A 19,143-nucleotide genomic window follows, 5' to 3' on the forward strand; every position below is an offset into this window, starting at 1 on the left:
CATGTACACCGCCATCAAGGACCAGCTGCAGGCTGAACTGGACCACATCCGCACCGCCGGGCTTTTCAAAACCGAACGCAGCATCAACTCCCCGCAGTCCAGCCACGTCACGGCCGGACAGATCGGCCAGCCGGGCGCCACCGTCCTGAACTTCTGCGCCAACAACTACCTGGGCCTCGCGGACCACCCGGACATCATCACCGCTGCCAAAGAGGCCATGGACTCACGGGGCTTCGGCATGGCCAGCGTCCGCTTCATCTGCGGTACCCAGGACCTGCACCTGGAACTGGAAGCCAGGGTCTCCAGGTTCCTCGGCACCGAGGACACCATCCTGTTCTCCAGCTGCTTCGATGCCAACGGCGGCGTCTTCGAATCCCTCTTCGGCCCCGAGGACGCCATCATCTCCGACGCCCTCAACCACGCCTCCATCATCGACGGCATCCGGCTCTGCAAGGCCCAGCGGTTCCGCTACGCCAACCAGGACATGGCGGACCTCGAGTCCAAGCTCGTTGAAGCGAAGAATGCACGCCGCAAGATCATCGTCACCGATGGGGTGTTCTCCATGGACGGCTACCTGGCACCGCTGGAAGCCATCTGCGACCTCGCCGAGAAGCACGACGCCCTGGTGATGGTGGACGATTCCCACGCCGTCGGTTTTATGGGTGCCACCGGCGCCGGAACCCCCGAGCACGCCGGCGTGTCCCAGCGCGTGGACATCTACACCGGAACGTTCGGCAAGGCCCTGGGCGGCGCGTCCGGCGGCTACGTGTCCGGCCGCAGTGAAGTGGTGGCCATGCTCCGCCAGAAAGCGCGCCCGTACCTGTTCTCCAACTCCCTGGCCCCCGCGATCGTCGCGGCGACTATTAAGGCCCTTGACCTGGTGGAGAACTCCGGTGACCTGCGGACCCGGCTGTTCGAGAATGCCCTGCTGTTCCGCCGCCGGATGACCGAGGAGGGCTTCGAACTCCTGGACGGCGAACACGCGATTGTTCCCGTGATGTTCGGGGATGCCGTGCTGGCCGCCAAGGTGGCGGACCAGATGCTCCAGCACGGCGTTTTCGTCACGGCGTTCAGCTTCCCGGTTGTTCCGCGCGGCGCGGCCCGGATCCGTGTGCAGCTTTCAGCGTCGCACTCAGCGGACGACGTCGAAGCCTGCGTGGGTGCGTTCGTCGCCAGCCGTGCGGCGGTAGCAGGCTGACCCGGCCGGGTTTAGCCCAGCAGGGCTAAACCCGGCGCGTGCCCGGCGCGGCCGCAGGGCAACTCTGCAAGGATGGAGCCATGGCAGCACACTACGACGTCCTGATTGTGGGCGGCGGCATCGCCGGCCTGTCCCTGGCCTCCGCGCTCGCGGGCAGCTGCAGCGTGGCGCTGGTGGAAGCGGAGCAGGAGCTGGCGTACCACACGTCCTCCCGCTCCGCCCGCCAGCTTATTCCGAGTTACGGCCCTGAGGTGGTCCAGGAACTCACGGTCCGGACCCTGCAGCTGATGGCGGCCCGGGACGCGCAACTGCCCGAACCTGTCCTGACACCGCGGAGTTTTATGCTCATCGGCACCGCCGAGTCCGTCCGCGCCGAGGCCAGCGGCCACATGAGTCCCATCACGCACCACCGGGCACTGGAGCTTTGCCCTGCGCTGGTCCCCGGGACTTTCTCCGCCGCAGGCCTGGACACCGGATCCTTCGGCTGCAACGCCCCGCTGCTGCTGGCCGACCACCGGCACTGTGCAGAAGCCGCCGGCGCCGACATCATCACTGGGGCACGGGTGCATTCCGCCCAACGGCTGGGCTCGGGCTGGGAGATCGGGGCCGGTCAGGAAGCCTTTGAGGCCGGTGTGCTGGTCAACGCGGCCGGCGCCTGGGCCGAGGAAATCGCCGTGATCAGCGGTGTGGAGAAGCTCGGGATGCAGCCGTACCGGCGCACTGCGGCGATTGTCGACGTCGAACATCCCCTGCCCGGGCACAGCCCCATGGTGGCGGCAGCGGACAACTCGTTCTATTTCCGCCGGGAGGGCACCGAGGTGCTGATCTCGCCGTCGGAAACGGTACCCAGCGGACCAGAGGACGCCCGGCCCCGGCCCGGTGATGTCGAGCGGCTGATCGTGAAGCTGAACGAGCTGACCACGTTGGGAATCCGCGGAGTCCGGAGGGCATGGACGGGGCTCCGGACCGAGGCGGCCGACGGCGTCCCGGTAGCCGGGTTCGACGCCGAAGCCCCGGGGTTCTACTGGCTTGCCGGTCAGGGCGGATACGGCTTCCAGACCTCATCGGCCATGGCGGAGCTCGCCGCTGCACAGATCCTGGCCGGGCAGGGCACCGGTCACGGTACCGTCCCGGACCACCATCCGGCATCCCGGACAGCGGAGGCGCTGGCGGCCACGCGCTGGTCCATCCGGCGCTGAACAATGGAACCCATGAGCACCCTGATCACCAATATCGCCGAGCTGATGACCCAGGACCTGGATCACCGCGTCCTAAAAAAGGCCGCCGTGGTGATCGAGGGCGAACGGATCGCCTGGCTCGGTTCCGCCGCGGATGCGCCGGCGGCCGATGACGCCGTGGACGCCGGCGGCCGGGCCGTTTTGCCGGGCTGGGTGGATTCGCACACGCACCTGGTCTTCGCTGGCGACCGCACCGCGGAGTTCGAGGCGCGGATGGCAGGGGAGTCGTATTCGGCCGGTGGTATCGCAGTCACCATGGACGCCACCCGGCGCGCGTCCGATTTCGACCTCACCCGGCTGGCCATGGCGCGTGTGTCCGAGGCCGTGTCGCAGGGTACCACCTACCTCGAAACCAAGACGGGGTACGGGCTGGACATTGAGCATGAGGCCCGGAGTGCCCGGATCGCCTCCACGGTCGCAGACGAAGTCACCTACCTGGGCGCCCACCTTGTCCCCGCGGGTACAGACGCGGAGGCCTACACCGATCTCGTCTGCGGGCCCATGCTCGACGCCGTCCGGCCCTACGTCCGGTGGGCGGACGTGTTCTGCGAGGAAGGCGCCTTCACTGCCGAGCAGTCCCGCCGTGTGCTGGAGGCGTGCCGCGCCTCGGGACTGGGGATCCGTGTCCACGGCAACCAGCTTGGCGAGGGGCCCGGCGTGCAGCTGGCGGTGGAACTCGGGGCAGCCAGCGTGGACCACGTGAACTACCTGTCGGCCCGTGACGTCGCGGCGCTCGCGGAAAGCTGGTCCGGCTGGAATCCGGACAGCGGTGCTGGTGACCGGGGCACCGTGGCAACCTGCCTACCCGCGTGCGATCTCTCCACCCGTCAGCCACTGGCCCCCGGGCGTGAACTTTTGGACGCAGGGGTGCAGGTGGCGCTGGCGTCCAATTGCAACCCGGGTACCTCGTACACCAGTTCCATGGCGTTCAACGTGGCGACGGCGGTGCTGCAGATGCGGCTCAGCGTCCACGAGGCGGTGCGGGCTGCAACCTATGGAGGCGCGCTGGCGCTGCACCGGGAGACAGGGCACGACGCCGACGGCGCACGGGCGGTGGGTTCGCTCGCCGTCGGGCACCGGGCAGACCTGCACATGCTCAACGCGCCCTCCGCCACGCACCTCGCCTACCGCCCGGGGATGCCGCTCACGTTCGCTGTGTGGCGGGCCGGTGCGCGGGCACGCTAACCAGGGTCCACGTATTTGTGATTGAGATGTGATCATTTGGGCCTGTTATGATCAGATAACGTCATATTCTGGTGACTGTTTGACGCCGACTTGTTTGACGCTGAGAGGCTCCCATGACCCGCACTGACCGCCTGACGGCCATTCTGGACATCCTCGCCAAGACCGGCCAGGTGGAGGTGGAGGAGATTGTCACGCAGCTTGCGGTCTCGCCAGCCACGGCACGGCGTGATCTGGACAGCCTGGCCAAGCGACGGCTGCTGACCCGCACCCGGGGCGGAGCCACCACCGGCGCCTTGGCCTACGACCTTCCTGGACGGTACAACCGTGACGACCACGCCGAAGCCAAGGAACAGATCGCCCAGGCCGCCGCCGCCCTGATTTTCCCCGGCGCGGTGATCGGGCTGTGCGGCGGCACCACCAGTACGGCCTTGGCGCAGATCCTGGCCACGCGCGAGGACCTCAACGCTCCCGGCCACCAGTCCACCCTGACGGTGGTCACTAACGCCATCAACATCGCTGCGCAGTTGGCTGTCCGCCCCAACATCAAGGTCATGGTGACCGGCGGCATCCTGAACCCCCGCTCGTACGAACTGGTGGGACCGTACACCGACATCATTATGCAGAAGGTGGTCATGGACATCGCCTTCATCGGCGTGAACGGCATCGACCCCGAGGTCGGTCCCACCAATACGGGGGAGGGCGAAGCGTCAGTCAATGCCCTGCTGGCCAGCCGGGCCCGGATCTCGTACGTGCTGGCCGACTCCTCGAAGGTGGGCGTCAGAGCCTTTGCCACCATGGATGGCTACGCGTTCACCCGCCTGATCACCGATTCCGGTATCTCCGCCGAGGACAAGGCGGCGTTCGAAGCCAATGGCACCGAAGTGATTGTGGCCCCGCACTAAGCGCACTAGGCGCCGGCAACAAACCCTAGAAGATCATCGGCGGCGCGTCCAGGACGGTCTCGTCCACGCGGCGGTCCACCCACTGGCTGAACGGAACGTCGAGTTCGTACTTGCCCAGGTCCGTTTGCAGAAGCGTCCGCACCGCGGCATTGTCCGGATTGTTTAGGGATTCGAAATACTCCACCGACCAGTGGAACCAGCGCATGCAGAACAGCCGCATGGTGAGCCCGTGGGTTACCAGCAAGGTGTTGGGGGCGTAGTCCGGTTTGGACCAGTGGCGGTAGAGCGTCTCCATAAAGGATGAGATCCGGTCGTAGACGTCGGAGCCGGATTCGCCCTCCCGGAACCGGTAGAAGAAATGGCCGTAGGCGTTGCGTAGTTCCTTCTGGTCTTCGATGTCGCCGGTGATCTGGAAATTGGCCCAGTCCTGCTCACGGAGGCGTGGCTCTTCGATCACCCGTTCCGTGAGATTGCCGAGATTCAGTGCCTCCAGGGTCTGGTGCGCCCGAAGGTACGGGGATACGTAGACGCAGACCTGCCGGCCGTCCAGCTCGCGGCGGATCCGTTCGCCGGCAGCCGTGGCCTGCGCCAGGCCCTGGGGAGTCAGCGGAATCCGGTAGTCCGGGACCCTGTTGTAGATGGACGTATCGACATTGGCCGCGGACTGGCCGTGCCGGATCATGAAGATTTTCCCTGGCGCGCTCATAAGCCCCAAGCATAGGTCCCGCCGCCGGCGCAGGGCCTCTCCGCGACCCGGGCCGTCGGGAATCGGCGAAGAACCAGAAACTACAGGCAAGATGGAACCATGTTGGTTCCCTCCCGCCGTCGGCTGCGGATCGAAGTCTGGATTGTGCTGGGTCTTTCCCTGGGGCAGTCCGCCGTCTACTCGGTGGTGCAGCTGCTGGACAAGATGACCCGGGCCCCGCTGGCCGAAGGCACGTCCACGCTGAACCGGTCACAGAGCCCGCGCGAATACTTCGACCTTACATACCAGCTGCTGGACATCATTTTCGCCCTGGTGCCCGTGCTGCTGGTTATCTACTTCCTCACGGACCAGCGGCAATCCAGTGCCGGCGTGAGCTCCCAGGGCGGTTCGGCTTTCCGGAAGCTGGGCTTCAACTTCGCCCGGCCGGGCCGTGACCTGTTGCAGGGCTTTGGCCTGGCGGCGCTGATCGGGATCCCGTCACTGGGCCTCTACGCAGCGGGGCGTGCGCTGGGGATCACCACGGCTATCATCCCCAGCGCACTCGACTCATACTGGTGGACAATTCCCGTCCTGATTCTTTCGGCGCTGCGGCACGCCGTGGTGGAGGAAGTCATCGTGGTGGGCTACCTCCTGGACCGCTTCGGCAAGTTCGGCTGGAGCGTGCCCCTGGCCATCTTCGCCAGCTCGATGCTCCGCGGCAGCTACCACCTGTACCAGGGCTTCGGGCCGTTCATCGGCAACGCCGTGATGGGTGTGATGTTCGCCTGGCTCTACACGAAGACCAAACGGGTGATGCCGCTGGTCATCGCGCACGCGCTGCTGGACATCGTGGCGTTCGTTGGCTTCAGCCTCTTTGGCCGGGCCGTGGGACTGGGGTAAGAGGTCCGTTGTTCCAGTGCCGCACTGGTGGACTGAATCAGGCCCGGCTTAAAGGGATTCGGCCGCCATCGGTGGGTGGCATCATTGGCACCCGCTGATGGCGGCCGAAGCTTTGAACGTGCAATCAGATGGTGACTGCACCGGTGGCGGTTTCGAAGGTCACTGACAGGATGCCCGGTGTTCCATGCGGAGCCACCCAGTCAACGGCGACGTCCTCCAGGGGCTTCTCGACGGGTTCACCCAGCCATTCCGTCACGCGTGCGGCGGAACCGGCTATGGTCAGGCAGCTCATCTTGACGTTGCTCTCATAGGCATTTGACGGGTGCAGGGCGGGATCGCCCTCCCACTTGAGCATGTACGGGACCTGCGGGTCTGCGATCAGGCCCAGGATGCCGATCTGCTTCCAGACCAGCTCGCGGCCGTCCGGGAACTTGCGGTTGCCGTTGACTGCGGCACGGCCCAGTCGGTCTTCGAACGGGGCGAGGTCGTCCACTTCGACGCACCAGCCCATCCAGCCGCCGCCGGCTTCGGACCGGGCCCGGACAGCTTGCCCGAAGGGTGCCTTGTCCGATGCCGGGTGGTTCAGGACCTCCACAACTTCCAGGTATTTGTGGCCGGCGAGGGGAATAATCATGTTCCGGGTTCCAAACCGGGGGTGCACCCCGCCCTTCACGGCTTCAACGCCGAGGGCGGACGAAATACGTTCGGTGGTGGCAACGAGGCCATCTTGTTCACAGGCGTAAGAGACGTGATCCATGCGCATGCCATCATCTTGGCACTTTGTGATCCGGCTCTCAGCTAAGGGTAGCCTTACCGGAATCCTTTGCGTCACGAGTGGACATTCCGCCGGAAAGCGGGAGGAGACCGGCCGGCTGACCACCTTCGTCACAATCCTGTTCCTGTCTGGGAAAGTCTTCCTACACTGAACGCAACCGAGCTGTGCCACACCACGTCAAGGAGCATTGAATGTCGAACGCATGGTCTTTCGAAACCCGCCAGATCCACGCTGGCCAGGAACCGGACAGCGCCACCGGCGCGCGGGCGCTCCCGATTTACCAAACGACGTCGTTCGTCTTCCCGAGCGCCGAAAGCGCCGCCAACCGGTTTGCCCTCGCGGAGCTCGCGCCGATCTACACTAGAATCGGCAACCCCACGCAGGATGCCGTGGAACAGCGGATTGCCAGCCTTGAGGGCGGGCTCGCTGCACTGCTGCTGAGCTCGGGACAGGCCGCTGAAGCCTTTGCCATCCTGAACATTGCCGAAGCCGGGGATCACGTCGTGGCCAGCCCCAGCCTGTACGGCGGGACGTACAACCTCCTGGCGCACACCCTCAAGAAGTTCGGCATATCCGTCACGTTTGTGGCTGACCCGGACAACCTAGACCAGTGGCGCGATGCCGTCCAGCCCAACACCAAGCTCTTCTTCGGCGAAGTGGTCTCCAACCCGCGTCAGGACGTGCTGGACATCGAAGGCGTGTCTGAGGTAGCTCACGACGCCGGCGTTCCCCTGATTGTGGACAACACCCTGTCCACCCCCTACCTCATCCGCCCGCTCGAATGGGGCGCGGACATTGTGGTCCACTCCGCCACCAAGTATCTGGGCGGGCATGGCTCGGCCATAGCCGGGGTGATTGTGGACTCGGGGAACTTCGACTTCGGCGCGGAGCCGGAACGGTTCCCGGGCTTCAGCACCCCGGACCCCACCTACAACGGGCTGGTGTATGCCCGGGACCTGGGGGCCGGCGGAGCCCTCGGTGCCAACCTGTCCTACATCCTCAAGGCCCGGGTGCAGCTGCTGCGCGACCTCGGCTCGGCAGTGTCACCGTTCAACGCATTCCTCATCGCCCAGGGCCTGGAGACCCTGAGCCTGCGGGTGGAGCGTCACGTGGCCAATGCCGTGGACGTTGCCCAGTGGCTTGAGGCAAGGGACGACGTCGAATCCGTCGCCTATGCAGGGCTGTCCTCCAGCCCCTGGTATGAGCGCGGCCGCAAATACGGCCCCAAAGGCACCGGTGCGGTGGTCTCATTCAACCTAGCCGGCGGCGCGGAGGCCGGGAAGCGCTTCGTGGATGCCTTGGAACTGCACTCCCACGTTGCGAACATCGGGGACGTCCGTTCACTGGTGATCCACCCGGCATCAACCACGCACAGCCAGCTCTCGCCGGAGCAGCAGGTCATCGCCGGGGTCACGCCGGGACTCGTCCGCCTGTCCGTGGGCATCGAACACATTGATGACATCCTGGCCGACCTGGAGGCCGGGTTCCGGGCGGCCAAGGGTGCGGCGGACCCTAACAAAGACGCGGCGGCCCCGCAGGAGTAGGGCTTCCGCGAAGTCACAACCAGTCACACGCTTAGCAATAGACCGGGGCTGTTCGTACACTCGAAGCAGGTCATGAGTGCCAGCGACAGCCCCGGCTTGCTGGCCGGCAACCCTCTTTTGCGGCGGGGTGCCCCGGGTGAGGACCTGGCCTGCTGGTCAATTGACGGTGGGCAAGCGCATAGAAAAGGTCCTTCCATGACGATTACGATTTCCCGTACTGCAGCCCCCGGAAACGGCGTGGTCCGTTACGCCAGCGTCGGCGGACTTGAGCTCGAAGCCGGCGGTTACCTCCCGGACGTCACCCTTGGCTATGAAACGTGGGGAACCCTCAACGCGGACGGCTCCAACGCCGTCCTGATTGAACACGCCCTGACCGGGAGCACGCACGTGACGCGCGGCGACAGCGACGAGCCCGGCTGGTGGGAGCAGCTGGCCGGACCAGGTGCGCCGGTGGACACCGACCGGTTCTTTGTGGTCTCCATCAACATTGTGGGTGGCTGTTACGGCTCCACCGGGCCATCCTCGATTGCCCCCGACGGCAAGCCATGGGGGTCGCGGTTTCCTTTGGTAACGCTGCGGGACACTACGGCGGCTGAGGCCAGGCTGGCTGACCAGCTGGGCATCCCGAGCTGGTACGCCGTGCTGGGCGGCTCCATGGGCGGCGCGCGGGCATTGGAATGGGCGGTCACCTACCCGGAACGGGTCCAGCGGTGCGCTGTTATCTCGATCGGTGCCGCCAGCACGGCCGAACAGATCGCGTTCGCCCAGGCGCAGACGCTCGCCATCCGCCAGGACAGCAATTTTAACGACGGCGACTATTATGGCGGTCCGCTGCCGGAGGACGGACTGGCCCTGGCACGGCGCATTGCGCACATCACCTATCGCTCCGCAGAGGAATTCGATGGGCGCTTCGGCCGGTCGGCCCAGCACCCGGAATCGCCGTTCCAGGCGGCAGCGCTGGGGGAGCGGGGCCGCTACCAGGTGGAAAGCTATCTGGACCACCAAGGCAAAAAGCTGGTGCGGCGCTTTGATGCCAACAGCTACATCGCCATCACCGACGCCCTTATGAGCCACGACGTCTGCCGCGGGCGGGGTTCCCTGAACGAGGCCTTGGGCCGGGCTACCGCCAGGTTCTTCGTGGCCGCCGTGGACAGTGACCGGCTGTATTTCCCGTCCCAGTCCCGTGAACTGGCTGACGCGCTCCCGGGTGACGTGGACGTGCACGTCATTGAGGCTCCGATCGGCCACGACGGCTTCCTGACCGAGATTGGCCAGCTGGGCCGCCAGCTCCGGAATACGTTCCTGATCTAAGCAGTTAGCCGTTCATGATGTCGGAGCGGCGCTTCATGTACTCCTCCATGGCCAGCTCGCCGCTGCTGTACTGCTGGTCGAGTTCGGCCAGTTTCCGGGCCCGGTATCCCTGCGGGCCCGACGGCGGCAGGGGAATGCCAGGGGCGGCAGGCTGCTTCGGTGCTTCCGCGCGCTGATCTGGCACCGACTGGCCGGTGGGCTGCGGCTGGCCGTACGGCGGGAACTGCTGGTCCGCGGAAGGAATCGGCTGCATGGGCGGCAGCGGCTGGCTCGGCGGCAGGGGCTGCGGGCTCATGATCTGGCGGAAGCCGCCACTCATGTAATCCTGCTGCGTGTAGCCATCACGGGGCTGTTTATTCTGCGGCCCAGGATACTGTTCGCTGCCTGGGTACTGCCCGCCGCCTGGAAACTGTTCGGGGTAGCGACCGGAAAAGCTCTGCTCCTGGTTCCGTTTGTTGACGGACTTCCGGTACATCCGCATCGCCATCGGTACTACGAACGACAGAATGATGATCCAGAAAAACAAGCTGTTCACGGTGTAGCGCCTCTCATATGTGTCCTTCCAGCTTAACCCCGGAGCTCACACGCACGGCCGGGATCCCCAGAAAGGCTCCATGCCGGTCCACGGCATCCTGCACGGCATCGCTGTTCCCTGGGCCACGCCGGGCCGCCTCTAGCGCCGGGCGTCGGTGGTGCCCGGGGGCCCCTCGCCGGATCCCAACGGAACGCCCGGGCCAAACACAGGGCCCGGCGTCGGACGTTTTGCGGTGATTCCGTCGCCGGAGGAACGGTTGCGCAGCCGCCGCACCACCCAGGGGACAAAGTACTCGCGGGCCCACACCAGGTCTTCGGAGCGGGCTGCCCGCCAGGTGCGGACGGGCAGGGGCTTGGGCCGGAGTGGCTCGAGGGTGTGGTTCACGTTCAGCGAATCCAGCACCATGGCGGCGATGGTGTGGTGTCCCAATGGCGAAAAGTGCAGGCGGTCCTCGTCCCACATCTGCGGATCGTTCAGCTGCTTGAGCGACCACATGTCAGCGATGATGGCGTCATGACGGGCGGCCACGGTGCGCAGGTTCTCGTTGTAGATGGCCACCTTGCTGCGGATCCGTCCCAGGACCGAGGAACCGGTATCCGGGCCGTTGAACAGCACCACCGTGGCACCGCCCATGGCCAGGATCTGGACCACTGAATCAAGTTTTTCGGCGAGGGCGTCGGGGTCTCCGCCGGGCCTGATGAGATCGTTGCCGCCGGCGGAAAGGGTTATCAGGTCCGGCTTCAGCGCCAGGCACGGAGCGAGCTGCTGGTCCACGATCTGCTGCAGGAGCCGGCCGCGGACGGCCAGGTTGGCGTAGGCGAAGTCCGACTGGCCCCGGCCCAGTTCCTCGGCCACCCGGTCAGCCCAGCCGCGGAATCCGCCGGGGCTGGTTGGGTCGGGGTCGCCGATGCCCTCGGTGAATGAATCTCCCATCGCTACATAGCGGCTCCAGGGGTGGGCTTCCGTGGCCCTGGGCGGGCTCTGCATGGCTTTCGCGTCATTCACGGTCCTATCCTGCCTCCTCCTTCACAAGCTACGCCACCGTAGGTAGTTACCACCGGGTAACTGTAAGAATGGAAACCATGACTGACGCCCAAGTATTTCCCGCTCCTGTTGTTCTGTGGTCCCGGCCGGAGGCCCAGCGCTCCGGGAAGCCGCTGCTGGTGCTGCTGCACGGCTACGGCGCCAACGAACAGGACCTGCTGAGCCTGGCGGATATGCTTCCCGAGAATTTTGTCGTTGCCTCACTTCGGGCACCCCTGGTGACCGGCCCCGGGTTTACCTGGTTCCCCCTGACGGCCTCCATCGAATACACGCTCGACGCCGTCAAGGCCGCAGCCATGTACGTGCAGGACTGGATTGACACCGTCAAAGCCGACCACCCGACGGTGACGCTGCTCGGCTTTTCCATGGGAATGGCCATGGCCACCACGCTGCTCCGGCAGCGCCCCGCTGACTACGCCGCCGTCGTCGGGCTTTCCGGTTTTGTGGTCAACGCGGACGGCGACCCCGCCTTCAAGGACGGCGAACTGGACGGCACAGTGCCGCTCTTCTGGGGCCGGGACCAGCAGGACCCCGTGATCACTGCCGACAAGATCGACTACACCATGGGCTGGGTGCGTGGGCACGTCAAGCTCACCAAGGTGCTGTATGCGGGCATGTGGCACGGCATCAACCAGCAGGAAATCGGGCACGTCTCCGAGTTTCTGACGCACGAGGTGCTGAACAAATAAACGTGCGACGACAGCGGCCGGCGGCACAGTGCCGCCGGCCGCTGACGTTTGTCAGGCTTCGGGGGCCACGACCTTCACGGTCTGCCCGTTGACGGTGACCGTGTCGCCGTTGTGCAGCTGGCGTCCGCGGCGGTCATCGATCGCGCCGTTGACCTTGACGAGGCCGTTTTTGATCAGCTCAGCGGCTTCCACACCGTCCTCCACAAGGCTGGCGAGCTTCAGGAGCTGGCCAAGACGGATCATGCTGTCGCGGATGGGGATCTCTTGAATGTCCTGGTTGCTCATACAAGTAATAATGCCTGACGTAAGGTGAATCCAATGACCCACACCCCCCGGCTGCCGCGGTTCGCGGGGCTCCCGCTGGCCGTCGTCGCGGGACTGGCCATTCCCGTCCAGGGCCGGATCAACGGCGCGCTCGGCGTCCGGCTCAACGACGGCATCGCCGCGGCCGTGGTGGGTTTCAGCACCGGCCTGGTGCTGATGATCCTGATGTCCCTGATCCTGCCCAGCGGCCGCGCCGGTCTCGCCAGGATCCTGCCGGCGGTCCGTACCCGGGCCTTCCCACCCGGGTATGTCCTGGCCGGCGGCATCGGCGCCCTTTTTGTATTCTCGCAGTCCTTCACCGTGGGCATCCTGGGCGTGGCACTGTTTACCGTCGCCGCCGTGACCGGGCAGACCCTGAGCGGGCTGCTGGTGGACCGGCTGGGCATCGGACCGGCCGGCAAGCGGGCCGTGACTCCCCTGCGGATCATCGGATGCGTGCTGACGGTGGCCGCCGTCGCCTGGGCGGTTTCGCCGCGGCTGGCCGGCCCGCCGGGTTCCCCGGGTGCACCCGCGGACGGAGCCGGCGGCCTGGAAACCTTGGTCCTGCCGTTGATCCTGCCTGTTCTGGCCGGGTTTCTGATGAGTTTCCAACAGGCCATGAACGGGACGGCGACGGTCCACTACGGTTCGCCCATCGCCGCTACGCTGGTGAACTTCGTGGCCGGCGCGGTGTTCCTGTGGATTGCCTTGGCCATCAAGGTGGCCGTTTTTGGGCCGGGCAATCCGTTGCCGGCGGAGTGGTGGTATTACCTGGGCGGGCCCATGGGCTGCGTGTTCATCGGCCTGGGTGCGCTGCTGGTCCGCAGCCTGGGAGTGCTGGTGACCGGGCTCGGCATGATCGCCGGACAGCTCCTGGGCTCCCTGGGGCTGGACCTGCTGGTGCCGGCCCCGGGGAGCATCGTGGCCCCGGCCACCGTCCTGGGCACACTGCTGACGCTGGCCGCCATCATCCTGGCCACCCTGCCGTGGCCGCGGGGTGCCGTCCGGAGGCAGGCAGTTTCCGGAGGCAGTGGCCGGTAGGCTAGGACACGCAGTTCTCTGCATCTTGTTCCTTCGCCCGCCCCGCCCGCACCCAGCGGTGATGCACCCACGTGCAGCGGGGCCAGATACCCGCGGACCGCACCCAGCGGCCCTGTAGAAATTGGAGTCCACCATGGCAGCAAAATCCGTACTCGACCAGGTCATTTCCCTTTCCAAGCGAAGGGGCTTTGTGTTCCAGGCCGGTGAAATCTACGGAGGCTCGCGCTCTGCCTGGGACTACGGACCCCTCGGTGCCGAGCTGAAGGAAAACATCAAGCGCCAGTGGTGGCAGTCCATGGTCCGCGGCCGCGAGGACGTGGTGGGCCTGGATTCCTCCGTCATCCTGCCCCGCCAGGTATGGGAAGCCTCCGGCCACGTTGACGTCTTCTCGGACCCGCTCGTTGAGTGCCTCTCCTGCCACAAGCGCTACCGTGCCGACCACCTCGAAGAAGAGTACGAGGAAAAGAAGGGCCGCCCCGCCGAGAACGGTCTCAAGGACATTGCCTGCGTCAACTGCGGCACCCGCGGCGAATGGACCGAACCCCAGGAATTCTCCGGCCTGCTCAAGACGTTCCTCGGCCCGGTGGCCAACGAGGAAGGCATGCACTACCTGCGCCCCGAAACGGCCCAGGGCATTTTTGTGAACTTCAGCAACGTGCTTACCACGTCCCGCAAGAAGCCGCCGTTCGGCATTGGCCAGATCGGCAAGTCCTTCCGCAACGAGATCACACCGGGCAACTTCATCTTCCGCACCCGTGAATTCGAGCAGATGGAGATGGAGTTCTTCGTCGAGCCCGGCACGGACGAAGAGTGGCACGAGTACTGGATGAAAGAGCGCATGTCCTGGTACACCGGCCTGGGCATCCGTGAAGAGAACCTGCGCTTCTTCGAACACCCGCTGGAAAAGCTGAGCCACTACTCCAAGGGCACCACGGACATCGAATACCGCTTCGGCTTCCAGGGCTCCGAATGGGGCGAGCTCGAAGGCATCGCCAACCGCACCGACTTCGACCTCTCCACGCACTCCAAGGCTTCCGGCCAGGACCTGAGCTACTTCAACCAGGCCACCAATGAGCGCTACACCCCGTACGTGATCGAGCCGGCCGCCGGCCTGACCCGTTCCTTCATGGCGTTCCTGGTGGATGCGTACACCGAAGACGAGGCGCCCAACGCCAAGGGCGGCGTCGACGTCCGTACCGTCCTGCGCCTTGACCCGCGGCTGGCTCCCGTCAAGGCCGCGGTGCTGCCGCTGAGCCGCAACGAGGACCTCTCGCCGAAGGCCAAGGACCTGGGCGCGCAGCTGCGCAAGAACTGGAACATCGACTTCGACGACGCCGGCGCGATCGGCCGCCGCTACCGCCGCCAGGATGAGATCGGCACCCCGTTCTGCATCACCGTGGACTTCGACACCCTTGAGGACCAGGCAGTGACCATCCGCGAACGCGACACCATGAGCCAGGAACGCGTCTCGCTGGACAAGGTGGAAGGCTACCTGGCCGCCCGCCTGATCGGCGCCTGAGCATGGCCATCGAATACCGCGAATGGCTTGAGGGCGATGATCTGACGCTGCTGGAAATCTGGGGCGGCCCGGAGACTGAACAGGCAAGGCAGTTCCGCGGAGCCCTGGCCGTCTCCTCGGGAGGCGCGGACGGCTCGCCGTGGCGCCGCTGCATCGTTGCCGAGGACGTCATTGACGGCGTTGGTATTCCGGTGGCGGCGGGCGTCGTCTACGAAGCCTCGCTGCACCCGGAACGGCTGTGGACCTACATCGAGGTAGCGCGCGATCACCGCCGCGCCGGCATCGGTGCCACGCTCCTGACCATGCTGCGCCGCGAAGCCGAGCAGGCGCCGTCAGGCGTTACCAGGCTGCGCGCGAAGGTGCAGCCGGGCACTGCCGGGGCCGCGTTCGCCGAGGCGTTCGGGCTCGCCCCCATCCAGCGTTCCCGTCTCGTGGTGGTGGAGCCGGGCGCCCTGAAGCTGCCCGTGTTCCCTGCGAAGAACGACGCCGGCGGGCTGGCCAACGACGAAAACGCCGGTTCCGACGTCGTGATGGACCTCGCTACCGGCTCCGTTGAGCTGACCGACGTCGTGGGACGGTACTACACTTCCATCCACGGCTGGGATTCGCCGGGCGTGCTGTCGGTGGGGCAGGTGCAGAAGCTGTTCCTGGATGACCTCACCGGCGCCCACGGGGCGCTTGTGCTGCGCGCCGAGCCGGGGTCAGCCTTCGGCACCGGTGTTTCGCCCAGCAAGAAGGGCCGGATCCGCGCCTTTGCGGTGAGCTATGCGGAGGCGGCCCAGGACCCGGCGGCGGACGCATCGGCCCAAGGCTCTAAGGCCACGGATGTGTTTGTGGGCCACGAACCCGCGCTGGACGCGGACGACGCCGCAGCCGCGGTCCGTGACCTGCTCTCGCTCCTCGCGTACCAGCACCCGGTCATGCTGGAACTGGACGATTCGATGGCCGCGCTGCGCGCCGCCGTCGAGCCCTTGCTGGAATCCGGCAAAGCGCGCCAGGCCGGCGCGGACACCGTGATCGTCAGCGACTAGCGTTTCGTTCCAGACGGACCCCGCCGTCTCCCCAACTGACCCGCAGTTAACGCTCCTTCAATCAGAGCGTTGCTACGACCATATGACTTTGCCGCGAAATGGCGACGTTAATTGCGAGTCAGGTTGGGGGCGGTCACCGGCGTTTGGGCGGCCACGGGATGAAGCCGCTGGTTGCTTCGACATATTCCCGGTAGCCGGGCCGGCCGGACATCGCCTTTTCCGCCAGGGGCTTCCCGGTCTTCCCCGCCAGCGTCCACACCATCAGCGCCGGTGACAGGATGGTCAGGATGCCCGGCCAGGAGTCTGCGGCGATGAGGAACAGCCCCGTCCAGATGGCTGCATCACCGAAATAGTTGGGATGCCGGGTGTATCGCCACAAACCGGTATCCAGCACCGTGCCGCGGCGGGACGGGTCCTTCTTGAACCGGGCCAGCTGCCAGTCGCCCACGGTTTCGAACACAAACCCCGTCATCCACAGCAGAACGCCGAGCAGGGCCACCCAGGCCACAGGCCCGGTGGCGAACATCCCCACCTGCAGCGTCAGGGACACAAAGAACATCACCGCACCCTGCGGCAGGTAGACACGGCGGAGCGCGTAGGCGTTCCTGGAACCGGGCGCAGGATCCAGCAGGGCCTTGTAACGCGGGTCTTCGTGTCCGTCGCGCGCCCGCCACCCAATGTGGCCACCGAGCCGCAACCCCCAAAGGGCCGACAGGAGAAGCAACAGAAACCTGCGGGTGTCATCGCCAGATCCGGCAGACAAGAACCAGGACACCACGGCCACCGCCACGAAGCCCGGGCCCCAGGCGACGTCCATCACCGAGTGCCGGCCCTGCCACACGGCCACACCAAACGTCAGCGCCAGGACCGCCAGGACCGCCAGCGCTGTCCAGGGCAGTGACGCCGCGAACTCCGGCCAGGGGAACGGGCTCACAGGGCCACTTCAGCGGAGGACATGGGCACCAGTTCAGCAAGCGTGCGCGAGGCGGGGTGTGTGAATCCGGTGCGCGCGGCGAACGCCATCATGACAAAGCCGGTGGCCAGCGTGTGCCACAGACGGCCGCGGCGGACCATAAAATGACCGGCACCGTGTAGCGAAACATACTGCATGGAGGCTGCTGTCCCGGTGGCTCGGCGCGCGAAGGCCAGGGACTGGGACGGGCTGGTCATGTGGTCTCCGGTGCCGTGGACAATCAGGACCTTGCGCCCAGTGAGCGCAATGGCAGGTGTCTCCGGGCTGAGCCAAGGGGCCAGCGCCACCACGGCGTCCACCTGCGGATCGTCCGCGGCACTCACGGCGGTGAGGCCGCCCATGGAGTGCCCCACCAGATACACGGGAACGCCAGGGTGCTGCGCACTGATCTGCTGGAGCGCCCAGTGGGCATCCTGCAGTGCAGACCTGTCCGGCCCGTTCCAGCCCCGCACGCTGTTCCGCAGGGACCACACGGCCATGCCATGGTCCTTCCCGGCACGGTGCAGGTGGCGGGCGAACGTGATCATGCGCAGCGGGCTCAGGTGGCGAGCCTCCACGGGCTCAAAGCTGTGTGCCTTGCCCCCGTGCAGGACCAGTGCCACGCCCTGCGTTTTCCCGGAGGCCGGCAGCACACTGAGCGCCGCCTCCCGCCTCGCAGCAGGTTCGTTGGTGTGGAATTCAGTGCTGCGGTCCGTCACGTGTGGTTCCTCTCGGTTCATGCCATTTATCAACCCTAAGGCGCCGCACGTAGAGTGCAAGGTATGAGGTTCAACTGCTGATGGGCTCCGGTCACTCCCACGTTTCAACAGATCATTCGGAGCCGACAGCCCAGGCGATTGCTGCCCGGCGGAAGGCAAACCGCATTCTGGCAGCTGTGCTAGTGCCGCTGACGCTTCTGACCCTGGTTGGCATGGCCATGCTGTGGCCGTCCGGGTCCCAAGAGGGGATATCCCTCGCCAGCCCTTACTCGGCGGCGCCGGGCGTTACGTTTGATACCGGCAAGATCCAGAGCGTCGTGGAAGAAAGCTGCTTGCAGGGCTCCACAGCCGCCAGCCGGCCCCCGGACACCAGCGGCCAGCCTGCCCCCGCCGGTTCCGAGTGCATGTTTGCTTTTACGGAACCGGACCAGGGCGGCAGCCCCGTCAAAGTCGTGATCAATCCTGACGTGGCGCAGTCACACGGCGTGAAGCCAGGTGACCAGATCAGGTACCTCAACCTTTCGAACGCCCAAGGCGCCGCGGCGTCGCAGGGGTCCCCGGCGTACATCTTCGTTGACTTCGTCCGGACCCTGCCCATCGTGATCCTGGCGCTCCTTTATGCCCTGGTGGTGATCGCGGTGGCGCGCTGGCGCGGACTCCGGGCACTGCTGGGGCTGGTGGGCGCGTATTTCGTCCTTGCCGGCTTTATGTTGCCCGGGCTGGTGGAGGGCAAACCTCCGCTGCTGCTGGCCCTGGTGGGGTCAACGGTGATCATGATCGGGGTCCTGTATTTTGCCCACGGATTCTCCGCGCGGACGTCCACGGCGCTGCTGGGCACCATGTTCGGCCTGGGCATCACGGCGCTGCTTGCGGCCTGGGCCACCGACGCCGCCAACCTCGCCGGCGTGGGCAGCCACGATGCCACCACCCTGATCAATACCTCGGCCAACATCTCCATTTCCGGGGTGATCCTCTGCGGCCTCATCATTTCCGGCCTTGGTGTCCTCAACGACGTCACCATCACGCAGTCGTCTGCCGTCTGGGAACTTTACGAGCTGGCACCCGGCACCAGCGCCCGGACGCTCTTCACCTCCGCCATGCGGATCGGCCGGGACCACATCGCCTCCACGGTCTACACCATCGCGTTTGCCTACGCCGGCGCAGCCCTGCCCATCCTGATCATTGTGATGCTCTATGACCGGCCGCTCGGGGACACGCTGACCAGCGCCGAGCTGTCCGAAGAAGTCATCCGCACACTCGTCGGCTCCATTGGCCTGGTCCTCGCCATCCCCGTGACCACCCTGATCGCCGTCCTGGTGGTCAAGGCCACCGGCGTCCGGACGGTGGGTCAGCCCGCCGTCGGCATCCCGGACGAAGACCGCCGACCAAACGGCACCCCGGGCGCCGACTCCATTAGCGCGGACGACGTCGGCGACAATGGTGCGCTCGCGGCGGCCGCCTTCGAGAGGCGGTCACGGCAGTCCACGGAAGACTCCGACGATCCTGTCCTCGCCCGGAGGGGGCGCCGCGCAGACCGCCGCTGAACGGCAGCTCGCCGCCCGGCGATGCCAG

Annotated in this window: 19 protein-coding genes and 1 riboswitch; of the genes, 12 read left to right on the forward strand and 7 right to left on the reverse strand. The window is 66.1% G+C overall.

Annotated elements, in window-relative coordinates:
* Position 1 precedes the first annotated feature (1 nt).
* From FYJ92_RS06015 to FYJ92_RS06030, 4 genes are all read left to right on the forward strand, one after another.
* Complete coding sequence (locus FYJ92_RS06015) at positions 2-1,198, forward strand: glycine C-acetyltransferase (protein WP_185263038.1); 1,197 nt, start codon at positions 2-4, stop codon at positions 1,196-1,198.
* 80 nt (positions 1,199-1,278) lie between these two features.
* Positions 1,279-2,397, forward strand: coding sequence for an FAD-binding oxidoreductase (locus tag FYJ92_RS06020; RefSeq protein ID WP_185263039.1), 1,119 nt, complete (start codon positions 1,279-1,281; stop codon positions 2,395-2,397).
* A gap of 12 nt (positions 2,398-2,409) precedes the next feature.
* The gene (hutI, locus tag FYJ92_RS06025) at positions 2,410-3,621 is read left to right on the forward strand and encodes an imidazolonepropionase (protein WP_185263040.1); all 1,212 of its coding nucleotides are present in this window, start codon (positions 2,410-2,412) and stop codon (positions 3,619-3,621) included.
* A gap of 113 nt (positions 3,622-3,734) precedes the next feature.
* Complete coding sequence (locus FYJ92_RS06030; RefSeq protein WP_185263041.1) at positions 3,735-4,523, forward strand: DeoR/GlpR family DNA-binding transcription regulator; 789 nt, start codon at positions 3,735-3,737, stop codon at positions 4,521-4,523.
* A 25-nt stretch (positions 4,524-4,548) separates the two neighbouring features.
* On the opposite strand, the gene FYJ92_RS06035 is transcribed toward FYJ92_RS06030, so the two are convergent.
* Positions 4,549-5,229, reverse strand: a complete 681-nt coding sequence (locus FYJ92_RS06035; protein ID WP_255482328.1) for a histidine phosphatase family protein — start codon at positions 5,227-5,229, stop codon at positions 4,549-4,551.
* A gap of 99 nt (positions 5,230-5,328) precedes the next feature.
* Between FYJ92_RS06035 and FYJ92_RS06040 the strand changes: the two genes are divergently transcribed.
* Positions 5,329-6,108 (forward strand): CPBP family intramembrane glutamic endopeptidase, encoded by a 780-nt coding sequence (locus FYJ92_RS06040; RefSeq protein WP_185263042.1) that lies wholly within the window; start codon positions 5,329-5,331, stop codon positions 6,106-6,108.
* Positions 6,109-6,232: 124 nt separating this feature from the next.
* On the opposite strand, the gene FYJ92_RS06045 is transcribed toward FYJ92_RS06040, so the two are convergent.
* Positions 6,233-6,871 carry a VOC family protein gene (locus FYJ92_RS06045; protein ID WP_185263043.1) on the reverse strand — a complete coding sequence of 213 codons (639 nt, stop codon included), beginning with the start codon at positions 6,869-6,871 and terminating at the stop codon, positions 6,233-6,235.
* Positions 6,872-7,074: 203 nt separating this feature from the next.
* Here FYJ92_RS06045 and FYJ92_RS06050 point away from each other — a divergent pair, with 203 nt between their 5' ends.
* Together FYJ92_RS06050 and FYJ92_RS06055 are read left to right on the forward strand one after the other, a co-directional pair.
* The gene (locus FYJ92_RS06050; protein WP_185263044.1) at positions 7,075-8,427 is read left to right on the forward strand and encodes a bifunctional o-acetylhomoserine/o-acetylserine sulfhydrylase; all 1,353 of its coding nucleotides are present in this window, start codon (positions 7,075-7,077) and stop codon (positions 8,425-8,427) included.
* Positions 8,428-8,495: 68 nt separating this feature from the next.
* A riboswitch (SAM riboswitch) is annotated at positions 8,496-8,610 on the forward strand.
* Positions 8,611-8,622: 12 nt separating this feature from the next.
* Positions 8,623-9,738 carry a homoserine O-acetyltransferase gene (locus tag FYJ92_RS06055; RefSeq protein ID WP_185263045.1) on the forward strand — a complete coding sequence of 372 codons (1,116 nt, stop codon included), beginning with the start codon at positions 8,623-8,625 and terminating at the stop codon, positions 9,736-9,738.
* A 4-nt stretch (positions 9,739-9,742) separates the two neighbouring features.
* Here FYJ92_RS06055 and FYJ92_RS06060 read toward each other — a convergent pair whose 3' ends face one another.
* Together FYJ92_RS06060 and FYJ92_RS06065 are read right to left on the reverse strand one after the other, a co-directional pair.
* Entirely contained in the window at positions 9,743-10,273 is a 531-nt protein-coding gene (locus FYJ92_RS06060) for a hypothetical protein (protein ID WP_185263046.1), read from the reverse strand.
* Positions 10,274-10,411: 138 nt separating this feature from the next.
* Positions 10,412-11,260, reverse strand: coding sequence for an SGNH/GDSL hydrolase family protein (locus tag FYJ92_RS06065; protein WP_185263694.1), 849 nt, complete (start codon positions 11,258-11,260; stop codon positions 10,412-10,414).
* 95 nt (positions 11,261-11,355) lie between these two features.
* Here FYJ92_RS06065 and FYJ92_RS06070 point away from each other — a divergent pair, with 95 nt between their 5' ends.
* Entirely contained in the window at positions 11,356-12,006 is a 651-nt protein-coding gene (locus FYJ92_RS06070; protein ID WP_185263047.1) for an alpha/beta hydrolase, read from the forward strand.
* A 51-nt stretch (positions 12,007-12,057) separates the two neighbouring features.
* Here FYJ92_RS06070 and FYJ92_RS06075 read toward each other — a convergent pair whose 3' ends face one another.
* Positions 12,058-12,291, reverse strand: a complete 234-nt coding sequence (locus FYJ92_RS06075; RefSeq protein ID WP_111906389.1) for an RNA-binding S4 domain-containing protein — start codon at positions 12,289-12,291, stop codon at positions 12,058-12,060.
* 33 nt (positions 12,292-12,324) lie between these two features.
* On the opposite strand from FYJ92_RS06075, the gene FYJ92_RS06080 reads away from it, so the two are divergent.
* The 3 genes from FYJ92_RS06080 to FYJ92_RS06090 all read left to right on the forward strand — a co-directional run bounded on the left by FYJ92_RS06080 (position 12,325) and on the right by FYJ92_RS06090 (position 15,900).
* On the forward strand, positions 12,325-13,350 hold the full coding sequence (locus FYJ92_RS06080; RefSeq protein WP_185263048.1) for a DMT family transporter: 1,026 nt from the start codon (positions 12,325-12,327) through the stop codon (positions 13,348-13,350).
* A gap of 133 nt (positions 13,351-13,483) precedes the next feature.
* A complete protein-coding gene (locus FYJ92_RS06085; protein WP_185263049.1) occupies positions 13,484-14,869 on the forward strand; it encodes a glycine--tRNA ligase in 1,386 nt (461 codons plus the stop codon).
* Positions 14,870-14,871: 2 nt separating this feature from the next.
* A complete protein-coding gene (locus tag FYJ92_RS06090) occupies positions 14,872-15,900 on the forward strand; it encodes a GNAT family N-acetyltransferase (protein WP_185263050.1) in 1,029 nt (342 codons plus the stop codon).
* 133 nt (positions 15,901-16,033) lie between these two features.
* Here the strand turns inward: FYJ92_RS06090 and FYJ92_RS06095 are convergent, their stop codons facing one another.
* Positions 16,034-16,834, reverse strand: a complete 801-nt coding sequence (locus FYJ92_RS06095) for a DUF1295 domain-containing protein (RefSeq protein ID WP_185263051.1) — start codon at positions 16,832-16,834, stop codon at positions 16,034-16,036.
* Entirely contained in the window at positions 16,831-17,571 is a 741-nt protein-coding gene (locus FYJ92_RS06100; protein WP_255482329.1) for an alpha/beta hydrolase, read from the reverse strand. The genes FYJ92_RS06095 and FYJ92_RS06100 overlap by 4 nt, the downstream gene beginning before the upstream one ends.
* Positions 17,572-17,651: 80 nt before the next feature.
* On the opposite strand from FYJ92_RS06100, the gene FYJ92_RS06105 reads away from it, so the two are divergent.
* Positions 17,652-19,115, forward strand: coding sequence for a YibE/F family protein (locus FYJ92_RS06105; RefSeq protein WP_185263053.1), 1,464 nt, complete (start codon positions 17,652-17,654; stop codon positions 19,113-19,115).
* The last annotated feature ends 28 nt before the right edge of the window (positions 19,116-19,143 follow it).

It is taken from the genome of Pseudarthrobacter sp. NBSH8 (genome assembly GCF_014217545.1).
Taxonomy (GTDB): domain Bacteria; phylum Actinomycetota; class Actinomycetes; order Actinomycetales; family Micrococcaceae; genus Arthrobacter.